General features: G+C 75.2%; 11 protein-coding genes. 9 read left to right on the top strand and 2 right to left on the bottom strand.

The window, feature by feature from the left end; genetic code table 11:
* Positions 1-68 precede the first annotated feature (68 nt).
* Both ACFVU9_RS36870 and moeZ read left to right on the top strand, forming a co-directional pair.
* Positions 69-1,070 (top strand): NAD-dependent epimerase/dehydratase family protein, encoded by a 1,002-nt coding sequence (locus ACFVU9_RS36870; protein ID WP_380438239.1) that lies wholly within the window; start codon positions 69-71, stop codon positions 1,068-1,070.
* A 244-nt stretch (positions 1,071-1,314) separates the two neighbouring features.
* The gene (moeZ, locus tag ACFVU9_RS36865; protein ID WP_380438241.1) at positions 1,315-2,493 is read left to right on the top strand and encodes an adenylyltransferase/sulfurtransferase MoeZ; all 1,179 of its coding nucleotides are present in this window, start codon (positions 1,315-1,317) and stop codon (positions 2,491-2,493) included.
* Positions 2,494-2,573: 80 nt separating this feature from the next.
* Here moeZ and ACFVU9_RS36860 read toward each other — a convergent pair whose 3' ends face one another.
* On the bottom strand, positions 2,574-5,387 hold the full coding sequence (locus ACFVU9_RS36860) for a flippase-like domain-containing protein (protein WP_380438243.1): 2,814 nt from the start codon (positions 5,385-5,387) through the stop codon (positions 2,574-2,576).
* 135 nt (positions 5,388-5,522) lie between these two features.
* On the opposite strand from ACFVU9_RS36860, the gene ACFVU9_RS36855 reads away from it, so the two are divergent.
* The 4 genes from ACFVU9_RS36855 to ACFVU9_RS36840 all read left to right on the top strand — a co-directional run bounded on the left by ACFVU9_RS36855 (position 5,523) and on the right by ACFVU9_RS36840 (position 14,117).
* Positions 5,523-5,876: an MGMT family protein gene (locus ACFVU9_RS36855; RefSeq protein WP_380498924.1), complete on the top strand. Its 354-nt coding sequence runs from the start codon at positions 5,523-5,525 to the stop codon at positions 5,874-5,876.
* A gap of 258 nt (positions 5,877-6,134) precedes the next feature.
* Positions 6,135-9,470 carry an ATP-dependent helicase gene (locus tag ACFVU9_RS36850; protein WP_387601179.1) on the top strand — a complete coding sequence of 1,112 codons (3,336 nt, stop codon included), beginning with the start codon at positions 6,135-6,137 and terminating at the stop codon, positions 9,468-9,470.
* Between the two features lie 46 nt (positions 9,471-9,516).
* Complete coding sequence (locus tag ACFVU9_RS36845; RefSeq protein WP_387601176.1) at positions 9,517-12,738, top strand: UvrD-helicase domain-containing protein; 3,222 nt, start codon at positions 9,517-9,519, stop codon at positions 12,736-12,738.
* A gap of 191 nt (positions 12,739-12,929) precedes the next feature.
* Positions 12,930-14,117 (top strand): PP2C family protein-serine/threonine phosphatase, encoded by a 1,188-nt coding sequence (locus tag ACFVU9_RS36840; protein ID WP_380438251.1) that lies wholly within the window; start codon positions 12,930-12,932, stop codon positions 14,115-14,117.
* A 32-nt stretch (positions 14,118-14,149) separates the two neighbouring features.
* On the opposite strand, the gene ACFVU9_RS36835 is transcribed toward ACFVU9_RS36840, so the two are convergent.
* On the bottom strand, positions 14,150-15,121 hold the full coding sequence (locus ACFVU9_RS36835) for an endonuclease/exonuclease/phosphatase family protein (RefSeq protein WP_380438253.1): 972 nt from the start codon (positions 15,119-15,121) through the stop codon (positions 14,150-14,152).
* Positions 15,122-15,199: 78 nt separating this feature from the next.
* Here ACFVU9_RS36835 and ACFVU9_RS36830 point away from each other — a divergent pair, with 78 nt between their 5' ends.
* The 3 genes from ACFVU9_RS36830 to ACFVU9_RS36820 all read left to right on the top strand — a co-directional run bounded on the left by ACFVU9_RS36830 (position 15,200) and on the right by ACFVU9_RS36820 (position 19,630).
* A complete protein-coding gene (locus tag ACFVU9_RS36830) occupies positions 15,200-15,868 on the top strand; it encodes a PadR family transcriptional regulator (RefSeq protein WP_387601172.1) in 669 nt (222 codons plus the stop codon).
* Positions 15,869-15,986: 118 nt separating this feature from the next.
* Positions 15,987-16,760 (top strand): ABC transporter ATP-binding protein, encoded by a 774-nt coding sequence (locus ACFVU9_RS36825; RefSeq protein WP_380438257.1) that lies wholly within the window; start codon positions 15,987-15,989, stop codon positions 16,758-16,760.
* Positions 16,757-19,630: an FtsX-like permease family protein gene (locus ACFVU9_RS36820; RefSeq protein ID WP_387601168.1), complete on the top strand. Its 2,874-nt coding sequence runs from the start codon at positions 16,757-16,759 to the stop codon at positions 19,628-19,630. Before ACFVU9_RS36825 ends, ACFVU9_RS36820 begins: the two co-directional genes overlap by 4 nt.
* Positions 19,631-19,732: the final 102 nt, after the last annotated feature.

Raw genomic sequence — 19,732 nt, 5'->3', positions numbered from 1 at the left:
CCCCCGTACATGCCCGATTTCAGCCCGCCAGGTCGACCCCGACCTCGCTTCGTGGAAGGACACCCCCGATGAGGGTGCTGCTGCTGGGTGCCGACGGCTTCATCGGCCGCCGCGTCACCGACCGTCTGCTGCTGGACCAGGAGTTGCAGGTGACGGTCCTCGGCCGGCGCGACTCGGCCGACATCCGCTTCGACCTGACCACCGGAAGCCCGGGCGCGCTGGCGCGCTTCCTGGACGCCGTCGCCCCCCAGGTGGTGATCAACTGCGCGGGCGCCACCTACGGCAGCTCGCGCACCCTGATCCGGGCGAACACGCTGGCGGTCGCCACCGTCTGCGAGGCGATCCGGCGCAGCCGGGAGCCGGCCCGGCTGGTGCACGTCGGCTCGGCGGCCGAGTACGGACCGGTGCCCGGCGGGGTGCCGGTGTCGGAGCAGGCCGAGCCGCGGCCGGTCGGCCCGTACGGGGTGTCCAAGCTGGCCGGGACGGAGCTGGTGCTGGCCTCCGGCCTGGACGCGACGGTGCTGCGGGTGTTCGACGTGGTGGGCCCGGGGGCGCCGACCGCCTCGCTGTTCGGACGGCTCGCGGAGGGGCTGCGCCGGGCGCTGGAGCGGGACGAGTCGCAGGTGCGGATGCCGGACCTGTCCGGATACCGGGATTTCGTGGACGTGCGGGACGTCGCGCGGGCGATCCAGTCGGCGGCGGTGTCGGCCGCGACCGGGGTGATCAACATCGGCAGCGGGCACGCCGTCCGGGCCCGGGACGCGGCGCAGCTGCTGGTGCGGGCGGCGGGCTTCGAGGGGGCCGTCGTGGAGGAGAACCGGCAGGTCCTGCTGCCCGCGCAGGCCGTCGCGGCGGGCGGGGACCACCCGCCCGGGCACGCGCCGGGGCCGTACCTGCCGGGGCACCGCCCGGAGGGGCCGCGGGCCGAGGGCCGGCCGGCCCCGGGGGAGCCGGTGCCGTGGCGGCAGGCGGACGTGCGCACCGCCAGGGACCGTCTCGGATGGCGGACGCAGGTGCCGCTGGAGGAGTCGCTCGGGGACGTCTGGCTGGAGACGGCCTGCCGGGTCTGAGCGGTCCGGGCGGCGGCCCGGCGGGCGCGTCCGGCCCGTTGGGAGGGGCCGGGGCGCCGTCCGGGGGGGCCGAGGCGGCGGGTCCACGATCCGACGCCGCCCGTCTCGCCCATCGGACGGGCTGTCTCGGAATACCGGAGGGGCGTGACACTGTTGGCGTAGCAGAGCCACCCGAGTGGCGGAGCAACATGCCCACAGACAGGCTGGCCCCGGCCACCTGAAACCGACGACCATCGGAGTTTCCGTGTCGCTGCCACCCCTGGTCGAGCCGGCCGACGAGCTCACCGTTGACGAGGTCCGCAGGTACTCGCGCCACCTGATCATCCCCGACGTGGGCATGGCCGGGCAGAAGCGGCTGAAGAACGCCAGGGTGCTCTGCGTCGGCGCCGGCGGCCTCGGCTCGCCCGCGCTCATGTACCTCGCCGCGGCCGGTGTGGGCACGCTGGGCATCGTCGAGTTCGACGTGGTGGACGAGTCGAACCTGCAGCGCCAGATCATCCACGGCCAGTCCGACATCGGCCGCTCCAAGGGGGAGTCGGCGCGGGACTCGGTCAAGGAGATCAACCCCTACGTCGACGTGATCCTCCACGAGGAGCGCCTCGACAACTCCAACGTCATGGAGATCTTCTCCGGCTACGACCTGATCGTGGACGGCACCGACAACTTCGCCACCCGCTACCTGGTGAACGACGCCGCGGTGCTGCTCGGCAAGCCGTACGTGTGGGGCTCGATCTACCGCTTCGACGGCCAGGCCAGCGTCTTCTGGGCCGAGCACGGCCCCTGCTACCGCTGCCTGTACCCGGAGGCCCCGCCGCCGGGCATGGTCCCCTCCTGCGCCGAGGGCGGCGTGCTGGGCGTGCTGTGCGCGTCGATCGGCTCGATCCAGGTGACCGAGGCCATCAAGCTGCTGGCCGGCGTGGGCGACCCGCTGGTCGGCCGGCTGATGATCTACGACGCCCTGGAGATGAACTACCGCCAGGTGAAGGTCCGCAAGGACCCGAACTGCGCGCTCTGCGGCGACAACCCGACGGTCACCGAGCTGATCGACTACGAGGCCTTCTGCGGCGTCGTGTCGGAGGAGGCGCAGGCCGCCGCCGCCGGTTCGACGATCACCTCGAAGCAGCTGAAGGAGTGGCAGGACGAGAAGGAGGACATCTTCCTGATCGACGTCCGCGAGCCCGGCGAGTACGAGATCGTCAGCATCCCCGGCGCGGTGCTGATCCCGAAGAACGAGTTCCTCATGGGCGACGCCCTGGAGAAGCTGCCGCAGGACAAGAAGATCGTGCTGCACTGCAAGTCGGGCGTGCGCTCGGCCGAGGTGCTGGCCGTGGTCAAGGCCGCGGGCTTCTCGAACGCCGTGCACCTCGGCGGCGGCGTGCTCGGCTGGGTGAACCAGATCGAGCCGCACAAGCCGGTCTACTAGGCCCGGCGCGCACGTACGGAGGAGGGCCCCACCGCTCGGCGGTGGGGCCCTCCTCCGTACGCGCGCTTGTCTCGTGACGCTCAGAGCGCGTGCTTGCGCTGGAGCACGTTGTAGGCGATCCAGCCGGGCAGCACCGGCAGCCAGAAGGTGAGCGCCCGGTAGAGGAACACCGCCGGGGTGGCGACGGCGGGGGAGACGTCGGCGACGGTGAGCGCGCCGATCAGGGCGACCTCGACCGGGCCGATGCCGCCCGGCGTGGGGATCGCGGAGCCGGCCGCGTTGGCGGTCAGGAAGACGACGGCGACGGCCGAGAAGCTGACGCTGCCGCCGAAGGCCTGCACGGAGGCGTCCAGGCAGGCGGTGAACGAGAGCGTCAGCAGCAGGATCCCGCCGAAGCCGGTGACCAGCTTGCTGGGCGTCTGCATCAGGTCGAGCATGCGCGGCACCACGCCGAAGAACAGCGAGCGCAGCCGGCCCAGCACGAAGCGGCGCAGCGGCGCGACGGCGGCCACGACCAGGGCGAGCACGGCGGCGGTCAGCACGCCGATGATCACCGCGCGGGAGGCGGAGAGGTCGCCGTTGGTCTGGCTGCCGGTGATCAGGCCGAAGCTGAACAGCAGCAGCAGGTGCCCGGCCAGGCCCGCCAGCTGGGAGGCGCCGACGGAGGCGACCGCCTGACCGGAGCGGATCCCGGCCTTCTGCAGGTAGCGGGTGTTGAGCGCGATGCCGCCGATCGCCGCCGGGGCGACCAGCTTGACGAAGGAGCCGGCCAGCTGGGCGGCCACGGTGCGCCGGAACGGCAGCTTTTCGGGCACGAAGCCGGTGAGGCTCATCGCGGCGGCGACGTAGCTGAAGGCGGCCGCCACGAGGGCCGCCGCGGCCCAGGCCCAGTCCATCTGGGAGAGCTTGAGCTGGGCGGGCTTGATGGTCGTCAGCGCCAGGTACGCGGCGAAGGTGAGCGCGATCACCATGATCAGGCTCTTGGGCTTCAGCCGCTCCAGCTTGGCGGGCTCCATCGGGGCCTCGGGGGCGATCTGGAGGATCTGGCCGCGGATGCGGCTGAGCAGGTCCTCGCCGGCCGCCGCGATGTCCTCCTCGGCCTGCTGCTGGGTGCGCTCGCCGGCCGCGACCTGCTCCAGGGCCTTGGCCCGGGCGGCGGTCTTGCGCTCCTTGGAGAGCTTGGCGAGGTCGATGCGGGTGGAGCGGGAGAGCCCGACGGGCTGGAGCAGCGGCAGGGCCTGGGCGACCCGTTCGGCGCCGAGCACGGCGTTGGCGGCGGCGACGGCGCGCTCCGGGCCGATCCGCAGCGCGAAGGTGGTGACCAGCTGGGCGACGTCGATGCGCAGGGTCAGGTCGGTGGCGGCGATGTCGCCGCCGGACAGGTTGACCAGGCAGGCCGTCTTGTCGTCGACGACCAGCAGCGACTCGCCGGTCAGGCGCCGGTGGGCGATCCGGCGCTCGTGCAGGGCGGCCACCGACTCCCACAGCGAGGCCATCACCCGGTCGGTGACCTCGTCGTCGGAGAGCTCGTCCAGGGTGCGGCCCTCGACGTTCTCGTAGACGAGGATCGCGGCGTCCGGGCCGAGCTCGGAGGTGGCGACCAGCTGCGGCGCGCGGGCCCCGGAGGCCGCCGCCGCGTACGCGATCAGGGCCTCCTGCTCCAGCGCCTGGCGCAGCGACTGGGGGCTGCGGCGCACGGCCACCGAGCGCAGCCGCAGCCGGCGCCAGGCACGGTAGAAGAAGCCGGAGGCCTGCTGCTCGCGGTCGATGATGTGGACGTCCAGCGGCGGGCCGTCCTGCTGCGCGACGTAGTAGCGGCGGGTGCCGCCGGGGGCGTCGGGGGCGCGGTGGGCGCTCTCCGGGGTGAAGCCGACCTTGCGCAGACCGATCATCAGGTGCTGGCCGGTGGGGCGGATGTTGGGCGAGCCGATCGCGTACAGCGTGCCGTAGGCGACGGACCAGCCGATCAGGACGGTGAGCAGCAGCGACAGCGGGGTGGTGTAGCCGCCGAGCAGTTCGGTGATCCCGCTGAAGACCACCACGACCCACAGGGCGACCCGCCATCGTGGTCGGCTCGACATGCCGACGGCGGTCATGTAGGCGATCACCGGCGCCAGGTAGCCGTGGACGGGGTCGGTCAGGGCCCCGTTGCTGTCCATGGGGAGCCTGGTCAGGGCGTCCCTGATGTGTTCGGAGGCGCCCTCGGCGACCCACCAGTCGATGCCCAGCGAGACGCCGTAGGCGAGCACCGAGGCGAGGACGCCGTCGGCGACCCGCAGGCCGTCGCGTTTGATCAGCCGCTCGACCGCGAAGGCCAGCGGCACGGCCAGCACCGCGACGCTGGAGAGCAGGCCGGTGATCGTGGACAGCACCGCGGAGAAGCGCGGCGCGTTGGTCGCGATGTCCTGCTCGATGCCGGTGGTGGTCGAGGTCGCCACGCCGGCCAGGACGAACACGGCGACTATCCCGAAGACGCCGGCGAGGAAGCGCAGGAGGTCGGTCGGGCGGTGCGCGCGGGCGGCGAGCAGCGGCTCGTCGACGTCCAGGTGCGGGGTGTCGTCCAGCGGGTCGTGGAAGGACGCGAGGGCGTGTTCCGCGGTCGTGGCGTCGGGTGCGGGCGCGGGCTCGGGGGCGGGCACCGGCTCCGGGGCGGCCCCGGGGACGGCCGCGCCGGTGGGACGCGGGCCCGCCTCGGGCGCCTGGGCGGGCTCGGGCAGCGGCACGGTCGGGGTCGCGGCGGGGCCGGTCGGCTGGGGGGTCTTGATCGTACGGTCCTTGATCAGGGAGACTTCCGGCGCGGGCCCGGGAGCGGGCTCACCGCCGGGACCTGCGGGCATGCGGGCGGCGGACTCGTCGGAGTCCTCGTGCGCGCCCACGTCTGCCGTCCCGGTCATCTGGTCTTGTCCTCGTATCACTACTCACCGCCCCGGAAGATGGTGGCATGCCCCGGCCCCCCGTGCTGGACAGGGGCCGGATCGGGCGCGGCGGATCGAATCCGCGGGGTTCCGCACGCGCCCCCATAAGGAAGAATGCCGCAGGTGACGGACGCTGACGACGACGGCTTCCCGGCGGACCTGCCGCCCTTCGCCGAACTGGTTCTCGACCTGACCGAGCGGATTCCACCCGGCCGGGTGATGACCTACGGGGACGTTGCCGAGTACCTCGGCCAGGGCGGTCCGCGCCAGGTCGGGCGGGTCATGGCCCTGTACGGCGGCTCGGTGCCCTGGTGGCGGGTGATCCGCGCCGACGGACGCTTCCTGCCCGGCCACGAGCAGCGCGCCCTCGCCCACTACGGCGAGGAGGGCACCCCGTTGCGCGAACTCTCCGACCCGCCGCGCGTGGACCTCAAGCGCGCCCGCTGGGACGGTTCCCAATCCCCCTGAACCCGGGACGCCGAGGGGATTGACGGGGCAGGATCGTAGGCTCGATGCGGGCGGGCCCGCGCGGCCCGCCCCCGTCATGCCCCTGTTCGACCCCAGGAACCTCCGTGAGCGAGCGCAGCGAGCGAACCATCAAGAAGTGCGCATGGGTGAACGCCCCTGCCGAGCGTAGCGAGGCGGGCGCGTGAGCGAGAGCAGCGAGCGAACCATCAAGAAGTGCGCATGGGCGAACGCCCCTGCCGAGCGTAGCGAGGCGGGCGCGTGAGCACCCCCTTCCGGCTCGTGCGCAGCCCGCTCGTCCAGCCCGCACCGCCCGCGCTGGACGAGTACCAGCGCGCCGTGGTCGAGCACCCCGGCGGGCCGCTGCTGGTGCTCGCCGGCCCGGGCACCGGCAAGACCACCACGCTCGTCGAGGCCGTCGCCCGGCGCATCGAGCGCGGCACCGACCCCGAGCGGATCCTGGTCCTCACCTTCAGCCGCAAGGCCGCCATGGAGCTGCGCGACCGGATGTCCGGACGCCTCGCCACCTCCACCCCCGCCCCGCAGGCGACCACCTTCCACTCCTTCTGCTACGCCCTCCTGCGCGCCCACCAGGACCCGGCCGACTACGCCGAGCCGCTGCGCCTGCTGTCCGGCCCCGAACAGGACGTCATGGTCCGCGAACTGCTCGCCGGCGGCGCCGAGGACGCCCGCCTCGGCAGCTCCCGCATCCCCTGGCCGCTGGACCTGCGCGCCTGCCTGACCACCCGCGGCTTCGCCGACGAGGTCCGCGCCGTCCTCGCCCGCAGCCGCGAGCTCGGCCTCGGCGAGGCCGAGCTCGAACGCTTCGCCCAGGGCGTCCAGCGCCCCGACTGGGCCGCCGCCGCCCACTTCCTCGCCGACTACCTCGACGTCCTCGACCTGCGCGGCGTCCTCGACTACGCCGAGCTCGTCCACCGCGCCGTCCTGCTCGCCGAGCGCCCCGAGGTCGCCGAGGACCTGCGCGCCCGCTACGACGTCGTCTTCGTCGACGAGTACCAGGACACCGACCCCTCCCAGGTCCGCCTGCTGCGCCGGCTCGCCGGCGGGGGGCGCGACCTCGTCGCCGTCGGCGACCCCGACCAGTCGATCTACGCCTTCCGCGGCGCCGACATCAACGGCATCCTCGACTTCCCGCAGACCTTCCGCCGCGCCGACGGCGCCCCCGCCGACGTCCGGGTGCTGCGCGTCTCCCGCCGCTCCGGCGCCGTCCTGCTCGCCGCCTCCCGCGAACTCGCCCGCCGCATGCCGATGGGCCGCCTGCCCGCCGACAAGCTCGCCCAGCACCGCGCCCTGCTGCCCTCCCGCGAGGGCGGCCGGGTCGAGGTCTACACCTACCCGACCCCCGGCGCCGAGCTCGACTCCGTCGCCGACCTGCTGCGCCGCGCCCACCTGGAGGACGGCGTGCCGTGGGGCGAGATGGCCGTCCTCGTCCGGGCCGGCGCCCGCTCCATACCGGGCGTGCGGCGCGCCCTCGGCGCGGCCGGCGTGCCCCTGGAGATCGACGGCGACGACCTGCCGCTGCGCGAGGAGCCCGCCGTCGCCCAGCTGCTGCTCGCCCTGCGGGTCTGCGCCGAGCAGGCCGCCCGCGACCGGCACGGCGACCCGGACGCCGCCGATCCCCTCACCACCGACACCGCCCACGCCCTGCTCACCGGCCCCCTCGGCGGCCTCGACGGCTCCGACCTGCGCCGCCTCGGCCGCGCCCTGCGCGAGGAGGAACGCGCCGCGCTGCGCGCCGACGGCCGCCCCGCCGCGGCGCTGCGCCCGGCCGGCGAGCTGGTGCGCGAGGCCCTCGCCGAGCCCGAGCGGCTCGTCGCCCTCGACCCCCTCCACGCCCGCGGCACCCCCGCCCGGCGCGCCCGCGACCTCGGCACGCTGCTGCGCAAGGTCCGCGAGGCGCTCGCCGGCGGCTGCACCGCCGAGGACGCCCTGTGGGCGCTGTGGGAGGGCAGCCGCCGCTGGCGCGAGCGACTGGAGCGGGCCGCCCTGCGCGGCGGCGCCGCCGGCCGCAACGCCGACCGCGACCTCGACGCGCTGTGCGCCCTGTTCGAGACCGCCGCCCGCGCCGAGGAGCAGGTGACCGGCCACCGCAGCGCCCTCGACCTGCTCGCCGAGCTGGAGGCCCAGGACATCGCCGCCGACACCCTCACCGTGCGCACCGTGCGCCCCGAGGCCGTCCGGCTCATGACCGCCCACCGCTCCAAGGGCCTGGAGTGGCGCCTGGTCGTCGTCGCCGGCGTCCAGGACGGCCTCTGGCCCGACCTGCGCCGCCGCGGCTCCCTCCTGGAGGCCGACCGGATCGGCCGCGACGGCCTCGCCGAACCGCTCTCCCCGGCCGCCCTGCTCGGCGAGGAACGCCGCCTCTTCTACGTCGCCGCGACGCGCGCCAAGGAACGGCTGATCGTCACCGCCGTCAAGGCGCCCGCCGAGGACGGCGACGAGCCCTCCCGCTTCCTGCGCGAGCTCTACCGCGAGGACGTCGACCCCGCGACCGGCCGCGTCGTGCGCCGGACCCCGCCCGTCACCGTCGAGGACGTCACCCACCGCCCGCGCCGCCCGCTCGCCGTCCACGCGCTCGTCGCCGAGCTGCGCGCCGTCACCGTCGACCCGGCCCACTCGCCCGAGCTGCGCCGGGCCGCCGCCGAACGCCTCGCCGTCCTCGCCGCCGCCGCGGACGAGGACGGGCTGCCGCTCGTGCCCGCCGCCCACCCCGAGCGCTGGTGGGGCCTGGACGACCCGACCGCCGCCCCCGAGCCGCTGCGCGGCCCCGACCTGCCGGTGCGGCTGTCCGGCAGCGGCCTGGAGCAGCTGGAGAACTGCTCGCTGCAGTGGTTCCTGGACAAGGAGGTCAAGGCCCAGGTCCGCGGCTCGGCCGCCCAGGGCTTCGGCAACGTCGTCCACGCCCTCGCCGACGAGGTCGGCTCCGGGCGCACCCCCGCCGACCTCGCCGTCCTCATGGAGCGCCTGGACACCGTCTGGGACGCGCTGGCCTTCGACGCGCCGTGGAAGTCCCGGCAGGAGAAGACCGAGGCCCGCGCCGCCCTGGAGCGCTTCCTCAACTGGCACGTCCTCGAACGCGGCCGCGACCTCGTCGCCACCGAGCACGGCTTCGACGTCACCCTCGACGTCGGCGGCGTCTCGGTGCGCATCCGCGGCTCGATGGACCGGGTCGAGAAGGACGCGGCCGGGCGCGCCTACGTCGTCGACTTCAAGACCGGCAAGCAGATCCCCACCGACAAGTCGCTGCCCGAGCACAAGCAGCTCGCCGTCTACCAGCTCGCCGTCCGGGCCGGGGCGCTGAACGAGCTGCCCGGCTTCGCCGGCGGCGCCCCGCACGCCGGCGGCGCCGAGCTGGTCCACCTGCGCGAGCCGGCCGCCAAGGCCGCCCAGGACGCCCCCAAGGTGCAGCGCCAGGAGCCGCCCGAGGGCGAGCCGTGGATCGAGAACCTGCTCGCCGAGGCCGCCGGACGCGTCCTCGCCGAGCGCTTCGTGCCCCGCACCGGCGGCGGCTGCGACCGCTGCGCGTTCCGGCGCAGCTGCTCGGCCCAGCGCGACGGGGCCCAGCTGGTGGAGTGATGGTCGCGGGGCAAAGAATGTCCGCCGCTCCGGTTAACGTTGCGGGGTGACCGCCGTGCTCAGCCATCCCGACCAGCTCAAGGAGCTGCTCGGGATCCCGTTCAACCGGGAGCAGATGGCGGCCATCGGCGCCCCCCTCGAACCCGCCGTGATCGTCGCCGGCGCCGGCTCCGGCAAGACCACCGTGATGGCCGCCCGGGTGGTGTGGCTGGTGGGCTCCGGCGCCGTGCGCCCCGAGGAGGTCCTCGGCCTCACCTTCACCAACAAGGCCGCCGGCGAGCTCGCCGAACGCGTGCGCACCGCCCTCCTGCGCGCCGGCGTCGCCGACTCTGACGACGCCGAGCCGCTCGGCGAACCCGAGATCTCCACCTACCACGCCTTCGCCGGGCGCCTCCTCAAGGAGCACGGCCTGCGCATCGGCGTCGAACCCGACGTGCGGCTGCTCGCCGACGCCACCCGCTTCCAGCTCGCCGCCAAGGTGCTGCGCACCAGCCCCGGCCCGTTCCCCGCCCTCACCGGCACCTTCGCCAACCTCGTCGCCGACCTCATCGCCCTCGACGGCGAACTCGCCGAACACCTCGTCGAACCCGACACCCTGCGCGCCCACGACGAGGACCTGCTCGACGCCCTCGCCACGGCCAAGCTCACCAACGACGACCTGCGGGCCGTCCCCGCCACCGCCCGCGCCCGGCTCGAACTGCTGCGCCTGGTCGAGGACTACCGGCGCCGCAAGGCCACCGCCGGACTGATGGACTTCGGCGACCAGATAGCGGCCGCCGCCCGGCTCGCCCAGCGCCGCCCCGAGGTCGGCGAACTCCTGCGCGGCCAGTACCGGGTCGTGCTGCTCGACGAGTACCAGGACACCTCCGTCGCCCAGCGGCTCATGCTCGCCGGGCTGTTCGGCGCCGGGCCCGAGGGCCGTGACGGCGGCCACCCCGTCACCGCCGTCGGCGACCCCTGCCAGGCGATCTACGGCTGGCGCGGCGCCTCCGTCGCCAACCTCGACGAGTTCCCCCGGCACTTCCCGCGGGCCGGCGGCCGGCCCGCCGCCCGCTACGCGCTCAGCGAGAACCGCCGCAGCGGCGGGCGCCTGCTCGCCTTCGCCAACGAACTCGCCGCGCCGCTGCGCGCCATGCACGAGGGCGTCGAGGCGCTGCGCCCGGCTCCCGGCGCCGAGCACGACGGCTTCGTCCGGGCCGCGCTGCTGCCCACCCACGCGGAGGAGGTCGACTGGCTCGCCGACTCCGTCGCCCACCTCGTGCGCACCGGCACCGCGCCCGGCCGGATCGCCGTGCTGTGCCGCGGCGGCGCCGCCTTCCCGGACATCCACGCGGCGCTGGTGGCCCGCGACGTGCCGGTCGAGGTGGTCGGCCTCGGCGGGCTGCTCCAGCTACCCGAGGTGGCCGACCTGGTCGCGGTCTGCGAGGTGCTCCAGGACCCGACCGCGAACGCGGCCCTGGTACGGCTGCTGATCGGCCCGCGCTGGCGGATCGGCCCGCGCGACCTCGCCCTGCTCGGGCGCCGCGCCGCCGACCTCGTGCGCACCGGCCGGCCCGAGGGCGTGGAGGCGCTGGCCGCCGCCGTCGCCGAGACCGACCCGACCGAGGTGGTCTCGCTGGCCGACGCCCTGGAGACCTTCCTCGACGCCGATCAGGGCGATCAGACCGACGACCTCCCGTTCTCCGCCGAGGCCCGGGTGCGCTTCGCCCGCCTCGCCCAGGAGCTGCGCGACCTGCGCCGCTCGCTGTCCGAGCCGCTGATGGACGTCCTGCACCGGGTCCTCGCCGCCACCGGCCTGGAGGTCGAACTCGCCGCCTCCCCGCAGGCACTGGCCGCCCGCCGCCGCGAGACCCTGCACGCCTTCCTGGACGTCGCCGCCTCCTTCGCCGACCTCGACGGCGACCCGGGCCTCGCCGCCTTCCTCGGCTTCCTGCGCGCCGCCCAGGAGTACGAGCGCGGCCTGGACAGCAGCCTGCCCGGCGGCGAGGACACCGTGAAGGTCCTCACCGCCCACAAGTCCAAGGGCCTGGAGTGGGACGTCGTCGCCGTGCCCGGCCTGGTGAAGGGCGCGTTCCCCTCCGGCAGCCCGCGCGAGCGCTGGACCAGCACCAAGCGCGTGCTCCCGCACGCCCTGCGCGGTGACGCCGCCACCCTGCCCGACGTGCGCGGCGGGTGGAACGCCAAGTCGGTGGCCGCGTTCAAGAAGGAGCTGGCCGAGCACTCCGGCGTCGAGGAACTGCGCCTCGGCTACGTCGCGTTCACCCGGCCGCGCTCCCTGCTGCTCGCCTCCGGCCACTGGTGGGGGCCCACCCAGAAGACCGTCCGCGGCCCGTCCGCGTTCCTCGAACAGCTGCGGGAGCACTGCGAGCGGCCCGGCGCGGGCGAGATCGAGCACTGGGCCGAGCAGCCGGAGAAGGGCGCCGAGAACCCGGCCCTCGCCGCGCCCGCCGAGCGGCCCTGGCCGCTGCCGCTGGACCCGGCCGCCCAGCACGCCCGGCGCCGCGTCGCCGGCGTCGTGCGCGCCCGCCTCGCCGGCGCGCCCGCCCCCGACCCGGAGCCGATGGGCGCCGAGGACCGCCGCCAGGTCGAGTCCTGGGACCGCGATCTCACCGCCCTGCTGGGCGAGTTGGAGCGGACCCGGCGCAGCGTCCGGGAGGTGCCGCTGCCCGCCGCCCTGTCCGCCACCCAGCTGCTGCGCCTGGCCGCCGACCCGGACGGCTTCGCGCACGACCTCGCCCGCCCGATGCCGCGCCCCCCGCAGCCCGCGGCCCGCCGGGGCACGCGCTTCCACGCGTGGGTGCAGTCCCGGATCGAACCGCTGCTGCTGGTCGAGCCCGGCGCGCTGCCCGGCGCGGACGACGACGGCGTCGAGGACGAGCAGGACCTGGAGCGCCTCAAGGAGGCGTTCCTGCGCACCCCGTACGCCGGCCGGCGCCCGTACCGGGTGGAGGCGCCGTTCCAGCTGGTGCTGGCGGGCCGGGTGGTGCGCGGCCGGATCGACGCGGTCTACCGGGAAGGTGACGAAACGTCAGGATCCGGTGGTGCGTCACGCTACGAAGTGGTGGACTGGAAGACCCACCGCGAGGAGACCGCCGACCCGCTGCAGCTCGCGGTCTACCGGGTCGCGTGGGCCGAGTACGCGGGAGTCCCGCCGGAGCAGGTCACGGCGTCGTTCCTGTACGTCCGCAGCGGGCGCGTCGTGCGACCGTCAGGACTTCCCGACCGAAAAGAGTTGGAACGGCTCCTGATCGGGAACAGTGAAGAATGAGTCACGGAGAGCATCCAAGTCATCATGGCAACGGGCGAAACCTGTGCGTAGTGCACGTTTCGCGCCTATTGTGGGGTCGGTAACCGGTCAACCCCCGTACTCCGGCCGCCGGCGAGGCCCGCATTTCCTAACCCTCAGTCATCGCCGCAGGTGCCTCCGGGCATCGGCGTCTTCTGCTGGAGAAACCGAAGTTGAGCGCGACCGGATGGATCAGAGAGCGGTTCACCGGGCCGACCCCGGGACCCGCTCCGGGCACGACCGGCACCTGGCCGAGGACGGCGCTCGCGCTGCCCTACATCGGCATGGCGCTGATCGTCCTCCTCGACTACGTCAGCGGCACCGAGGTCACGGTCGAACCCGCCCTCACCGCCGTACCCGCGCTGGCCGCCGTGGTCAGCCGCCGCACCTGGTACCCGCTCGCCATCGGCCTGTGCACCGAGGCCGTGGCCTTCCTGATGGCCTTCCGCGGCGACGCGCTCGGCCAGTCCGTGCACGCCGCCAGCGTCGTCGCGATCGTCCTGGTCGCGGCGATCGGCTGGGTCAGCGCCACCCTGCGCCTGCGCCAGGAACGGGCGCTCGCCGACGCGCAGCTGGTCGCCTCGATCGCCCGCCGCGTGCTGCTGCGGCCCGTCCCCGAGCGGGTCGGCACCGTCCGCGCGGCCGTCCACTACGAGGCCGCCGCCGCCCACGCGCGGATCGGCGGCGACCTGTACGAGGTCGTCAACACCCGCCACGGCGTCCGGGCCGTGGTCGGCGACGTGCGCGGCAAGGGCCTCGGCGCGGTCGAGACGGCCGCCGCCGTCCTCGGCGCCTTCCGCGAGGCCGCGCACCAGGAGCCCGCGCTGGACCGGGTGGCCGGCTGGCTCGCCGTCAGCCTCGACCGGGCCCTGCACGAGAACGACCACCCCGGCGTCGAGGAGGAGTTCGTCACCCTCGTGCTGATCGGCGTCGCCCCGGACGGCACCGCCCAGATCGTCAACTGCGGGCACCCCTCGCCGCTCCTGCTGCGCGGCGCCGAGGTCCGCCCGCTCGAACTCGCCGAGACCGTGCCGCCGCTGGGTGTCCTCGACCCGGCCGACGTCCGCCCGCCGGTGCACCGCACGGCCCTGCTGCCCGGGGACCGGGTGCTGCTGTTCACCGACGGCGTCATCGAGGCCCGGGACCGCTCCGGCGCCTTCTACCCGCTCGCCGAACGCCTCCCGCACTGCGCCGACGGCCGCCCGGCCGACGTCCTGCTGCGCCTGCACGAGGACGTCGTGCGCCATGTCGGGCGCCAGCTCGGCGACGACGCGGCCATGCTGCTCCTCCAGTACGAACCCCAGTCCGCCCAGATCGCCCACGTCCCGCACCAGAACGGGGCCCTCTCGCACCTCAACTGAGGCCCGGGGCCGCAACGGCCGAGGGCCGGAGGCTACAGCGCCACCTCGACCACCAGCGGCCGGTGGTCCGACACCCCGGTGTGCGGCGCCGCCGCCGGGCCCACCGCGGTCCGCGGCACACCGACCGCCAGCACGTGGTCGAACTGCACCGCGGGCCGGTGCGACGGGTACGTCGGCGTGCGCGCCAGGTCGTACCAGCCCTGCAGCCGGGCCCGCGGCTCGCGCACCCGCCGCCGGCGCGGCCCGGCCAGCACCGGCCGGGCCCGCCGCGCCTCGCGCAGCTCCCGCACGCGCGTGCGCGGCGCGGTGCGCTCCAGCGCCGTCGCCCCGCCGAGCACCGTGCGCGGCACCGCGCCCACCAGGTTGAAGTCGCCCAGCACCAGGTACGGCTGCGGCAGGTCCGCGATCCAGCGCCGGATGCCGGCCAGCTGCGCCATGTTCCACCCGGGCACGAAGGACAGGTGCGCGGCCACCACCGTGAACGGGCCGCGCTCGCCCTCCAGCACCGCCGCGAGGGCGGCCCGCGGCTCGTCCGGCACGGGGGTCAGGCCGCGCCGCCCGGCCACCCGCAGCGGCAGCCCGAACGGCGCCGGGGCGAAGCGCCGGGCCCGCCAGTGGCGCACCGGCAGCCGGGTCAGCAGCGCCGTCCCGTACGAGGGCGCGGCGCCGTCGCCGACCTCGCCCGGCCCGTACACCTTCAGGCCGTTCGGCCCGGACGGCTCGCGCACCCAGCCGGCCACCGGCGCCGGGCGCCCGTGCAGCGCGGCGGCGAAGCGCCAGTCGGCGGCCCCCATCGCCTTGGCGGCGACGGCCGCCTGGTCGGTGCAACCCGAGCGCGACTGGTGGCGGTCCACCTCCTGCAGGGCCAGGACGTCCGCGTCCAGCGCGGCCACCGCCTGCGCCAACGGGTCGCCGGCGTCGGCCGGATAGGGCCGCGGGGCGCCGTCCGCGGCGAGCGGCTGACCGTGCAGCAGGTTGAAGGTGGCGATGCGCAAGTGGCTCACACCGCACGACGGTACCCGCTCGCCGGGGCCGGTCGCGTCGCTTGAGCCGGGAGGGCATACCGGGTATACATACTGAGTATGTCCATCCGTCACGGTCTGCTCGCCCTGCTCGACCAGGGCCCGCGCTACGGCTACCAGCTGCGCACCGACTTCGAGGCGCGCACCGGCGCCACCTGGCCGCTCAACGTCGGGCAGGTCTACACCACGCTCGCCCGCCTGGAGCGCGACGGCCTGGTCGAACCCGCGGGGGAGGACGACGAGGGCCACCAGTTCTACGCCGTCACCGAGGCCGGCCGGGCCGAACTGCGCGCCTGGTTCGACACCCCGGTGCCGCGCACCAACCCGCCGCGCGACGAACTCGCGATCAAGCTCGCGATGGCCGTCACCGTGCCCGGGGTCGACGTCTCCGCCGTCGTCCAGGGCCAGCGCCGGCACAGCATCAAGGCGCTCCAGGACTACACCCGGCTCAAGGGCCGGGCCCTGGCCGGCGAGGCCCGGCCCGGCGCCGGCGCCGCGCCCGCCTCGGCGGGCAGCGACCTCGCCTGGCTGCTCGTCCTCGAACAGCTGATCTTCCAGACCGAGGCAGAGATCCGCTGGCTCGACCACTGCGAGACCCGCCTCGCCCAGCAGGCCGAGCTCCAGCAAGCCCGGGCCGCCGAGGCTACCGAGGCCGCCGAGGCGGGCGGGGCCGCCGGCCAGGAGCCCGCCCGCACGTTCCGCCCCGGCCGGCGCCGCACGCGGTCCTAGCGCCGCGGGCCCCGCCCCGCCCCGGCGGCGCGCGGCCCCGGCCCGCCGGGGCCCCACCGACGTCACCGATCCACCGGCCCGGCCGCGACCGGGCCCACAACCAGCAAGAGGGGGGACCGTGTCCTACACAGACCCGACCAGCACCGGCGTCCGGCCCGTCCTGCACCTGGACGGCATCAGCCGGGTGCACGGCCAGGGCGCAGCAGAGGTGCACGCCCTGCGCCAGATCGACCTGCGGGTCAATCCCGGCGAGTTCGTCGCCGTCATGGGCCCGTCCGGCTCCGGCAAGTCGACCCTGCTCACCCTCGCCGGCGGCCTCGACACCCCGACCGGCGGCCAGGTCCTCGTCGAGGGCGTCGCCCTCGGCGGCCTGAGCCGCAAGCGCCTCGCCGAGGTCCGCCGCCGCTCCGTCGGCTACGTCTTCCAGGACTACAACCTGATCCCGGCCCTCACCGCCGCCGAGAACATCTCCCTCCCGCGCGAACTGGACGGCCTCTCCGCCCGCGCCGCCCGCCGCGAGGCCCTCGCCGCGCTGGAGGAGCTCGGCATCCCCGAGCTCGCCGACCGCTTCCCCGACGACATGTCCGGCGGCCAGCAGCAGCGCGTCGCCATCGCCCGCGCCCTCATCGGCGACCGCCGCCTCGTCCTCGCCGACGAACCCACCGGCGCCCTCGACTCCACCACCGGCGAGGCCGTCCTCGCCGTCCTGCGCGCCCGCTGCGACGCCGGCGCCGCCGCCATGATGGTCACCCACGAGGCCCGCCACGCCGCCTGGGCCGACCGCGTCGTCTTCCTGCGCGACGGCCGCATGGTCGACGAGAGCATCAGCCAGGACGCCGGCAGCCTGCTCGTCAGCGCCGCCACCAACGCCAAGCGCCAGGGGGAGGAGTGAAGTTCAGCTCCTGGCGGGTCGCCCTGCGCATAGCCCGCCGCGACGCCCTGCGCGCCAAGGGCCGCAGCGCCCTCGTGGTCGCCATGGTCGCCCTGCCCGTCCTCGGCGTCACCGGCGCCGACGTCGTCTACCGCAGCGCCCAGCTCAGCCCCGCCGAACGCGCCACCCGCCTGATGGGCCGGTCCGACGCGGAACTGCGCTTCCTCGAAGGCGGCGTGACGATCAAGCAGGCCCCCGACCCCAGCGAGGGCAGCAGCTTCGAGCAGCCCGTCGCCACCAAGGCGGGCGCACCCGACCTCACGCCCGAACAGCAACGCAGCCGCGACACCGACCCCGCCGCACTCGCCGGCGCCCTCCTGCCCGCCGGCACCACCCTCGTCCCCGAGCGCATGGGGTCCTACACCGCCACCAGCAGCGCCGAGGGCCTCATCTCCGTCGACACGACCGAGGCCGACCTCACCGACCCCGTCTGGCACGGCAAGATCAACATCGTCGGGGGCCGCGCACCGAGCGCCCCCCGCGAGATCGCCGTGACCCGCACCTTCCTCGACCGCTCCGGCCTGGGGCTCGGCGCCACCACCACCGTCCGCGGCCTCGACGCCACCCCCTTCACCATCACCGGCGTCGTCGAGTACCCCGGCGACCTCAGCGCCACCACCCTCGTCGCCCGCCCCGGGGAACTCGTCGAACCACTCGCCAAACTCCCCGGCGCGACCCCGCGCACGGGCGGCAACTGGCTCGTCAAGATGCCCGCCGGCACCGTGCTCGACTGGCCCAAGGTCACCGAACTCAACAAGTACGGCTTCACCGCCGCCTCCCGCGCCGTCCTCCTCGACCCGCCGCCGCGCGCCGCCGTCCCCTTCTACGCCGACCAGAACAACGGCACCGGACCCGCGCTCCTCGACCGCACCGCCATCGTCATCCTCGGCACCGTCGTCGGCATGGCCCTCCTGGAGATCGTGCTCCTCGCGGGCCCCGCCTTCGCCGTCGGGGCCAGGCGCTCCCGGCGGCAGCTCGGCCTGATCGCCGCCGGCGGCGGTGACCGCGCCCAGATCCGCGCCGTCGTCCTCGGCGGCGGCGTCGTCCTCGGCACCACCGGCGCCGCGGCCGGCCTCGCCGTCGGCATCGGCCTCGTCGCCCTCCTGCGCACCCGCGCCGAGGACTACGCCGGCCACCGCTTCGGGCACTTCGCCCTCCAGCCGCTCGACCTCGCCGGGGTCCTGCTCATCGGCGTCGTCACCGGCCTGCTCGCGGCCATCGTCCCGGCCGTCCAGGCCGCCCGCCAGGAGGTCGTCTCCGCACTCACCGGCCGCGACTCCCTCAAGCCGCCCAACCGCTGGCTCGCCCTCCTCGGCCTCCTCATGCTCGGCGGCGGCACCGCCCTCGCCCTGCTCGGCGCCGCCAGCGGCATCGCCAGCCGCACCATCGCCGTCCTCGGCGGCTCGATGATCGCCGAACTCGGCATGGTCGCCCTGGTGCCCTACCTCGTCGGCCTCTTCGGCCGCACCGGCCGCTGGCTGCCGCTCGGCCCCCGCCTCGCCCTGCGCGACTCGGTGCGCCACCGCGGCCGCACCGCCCCCGCCGTCGCCGCCGTCATGGCCGCCGTCGCCGGCTCCGTCGCCGTGTCCATCTACGCCGCCAGCACCGACGAACAGAACCGCCGCGGCTACGAGGCCTCCGCCCCCGCCGGCGCGGTCCTCCTCGGCACCGGCTGGGGCGCCGCCTCCGACGGCTCCCTCCTGCCCCGGATGCGCGACGCCGTCGAATCCAGCGTCCCCGACCTCGGCCCGCGCGCCGACGTTAAGAAGCTCACCTACCCCGCCGGCTGCGGGGAACACCAGGGCACCTGCGGATGGATCTCTCCCCTCCTGCCCAAGGACCTCCGCTGCCCCCTGGAGGACGACCACGGCAGCCTCTCCTCCGACGAGATCAAGCGGCTGCGCCACGACGACAAGCGCTGCCAGTTCAACGCCGGCCGACGCGGCACCACCGTCTACGGCGGCATCGGCGCCGGCGACGCCACCATGCTGCGCAACCTGCACGGCATCACCGACCCGGCCGCCGTCCAGGCCCTCGCCGACGGCAAGGCCGTCGTCCTCGACCCGCGCTACATCAAGGACGGCAAACTGATCCTCCAGACCAACGACCCGATGCCGCTGCCCGCCGCCGGCACCAAGTCCGCCCCCTACGTCCCGTCGGAGGAAGAGGACCGCAAGCGCCGGCACGAGACCACCATCGACGCCTACCTCGCCAACTCGCCCATCCAGACCGGCATCGCCGTCATCAGCCCCGACACCGCCCGCCGCCTCGGCCTCGGCGTCGTGGACGGGGGCTCCGTCTGGCTGCCCGCCACCGCACCCAGCGACGGCGCCGAGCAGAAGGCCGCCGGTGCCATCGGCAAACTCGCCGACCACACCGAGTTCTCGGTCGAACGCGGCTACCAGCCCAAGGGCGACCTCATCAGCCTCGGCCTGGCCGGCTTCGCCGCCCTCGTCGCCCTCGGCGCCGCCGGCATCGCCACCGGACTCGCCGCCGCCGACTCCCAGCGCGACCTCACCACCCTCGCCGCCGTCGGCGCCACACCCCGGATCCGGCGCACGCTCTCCGGCTTCCAGTGCGGCGTCATCGCCGCCATGGGCACCCTCCTCGGCATCGTCTGCGGAGCCGTCCCCGCCGTCGCCCTGCGCAAGGTCCTCGGCGCGGTCGAGCCCTACCCCGGCATCAGCCCCGAGGAGATGGCCAACCGCTCCCTGGTGATCGTCCCGTGGGGCAACGTCGGCCTCCTCGTGATCGGCCTGCCGATCATCGCCGTCGGCCTCGCCACCCTGCTCACCCGCTCGCGGATCACCCTGCTGCGCCGCAGCGGCTGAGCCCGCGCCACCCGCCCGTCACCCGCCCGTCACCCGCCCACGGCAACCGTCCGTCACCCCGCCCGCCGCGCCACGGCGGGCGGGGTGACGGACGTTACAGCC

Source organism: Kitasatospora sp. NPDC057936, from assembly GCF_042887525.1.
GTDB lineage: Bacteria > Actinomycetota > Actinomycetes > Streptomycetales > Streptomycetaceae > Kitasatospora.
The sequence above is the reverse complement of the archived record's forward strand: the minus strand, read 5'-3'. Positions and strand labels throughout refer to the sequence as shown.

Coding starts and splice junctions, on each gene's coding strand:
- ACFVU9_RS36870 (WP_380438239.1), top strand. CDS start 69: ATGAGGGTGCTGCTGCTGGGTGCCGACGGCTTCATCGGCCGCCGCGTC.
- ACFVU9_RS36860 (WP_380438243.1), bottom strand. CDS start 5,387: ATGACCGGGACGGCAGACGTGGGCGCGCACGAGGACTCCGACGAGTCC.
- ACFVU9_RS36855 (WP_380498924.1), top strand. CDS start 5,523: ATGCCGCAGGTGACGGACGCTGACGACGACGGCTTCCCGGCGGACCTG.
- ACFVU9_RS36830 (WP_387601172.1), top strand. CDS start 15,200: ATGTCCATCCGTCACGGTCTGCTCGCCCTGCTCGACCAGGGCCCGCGC.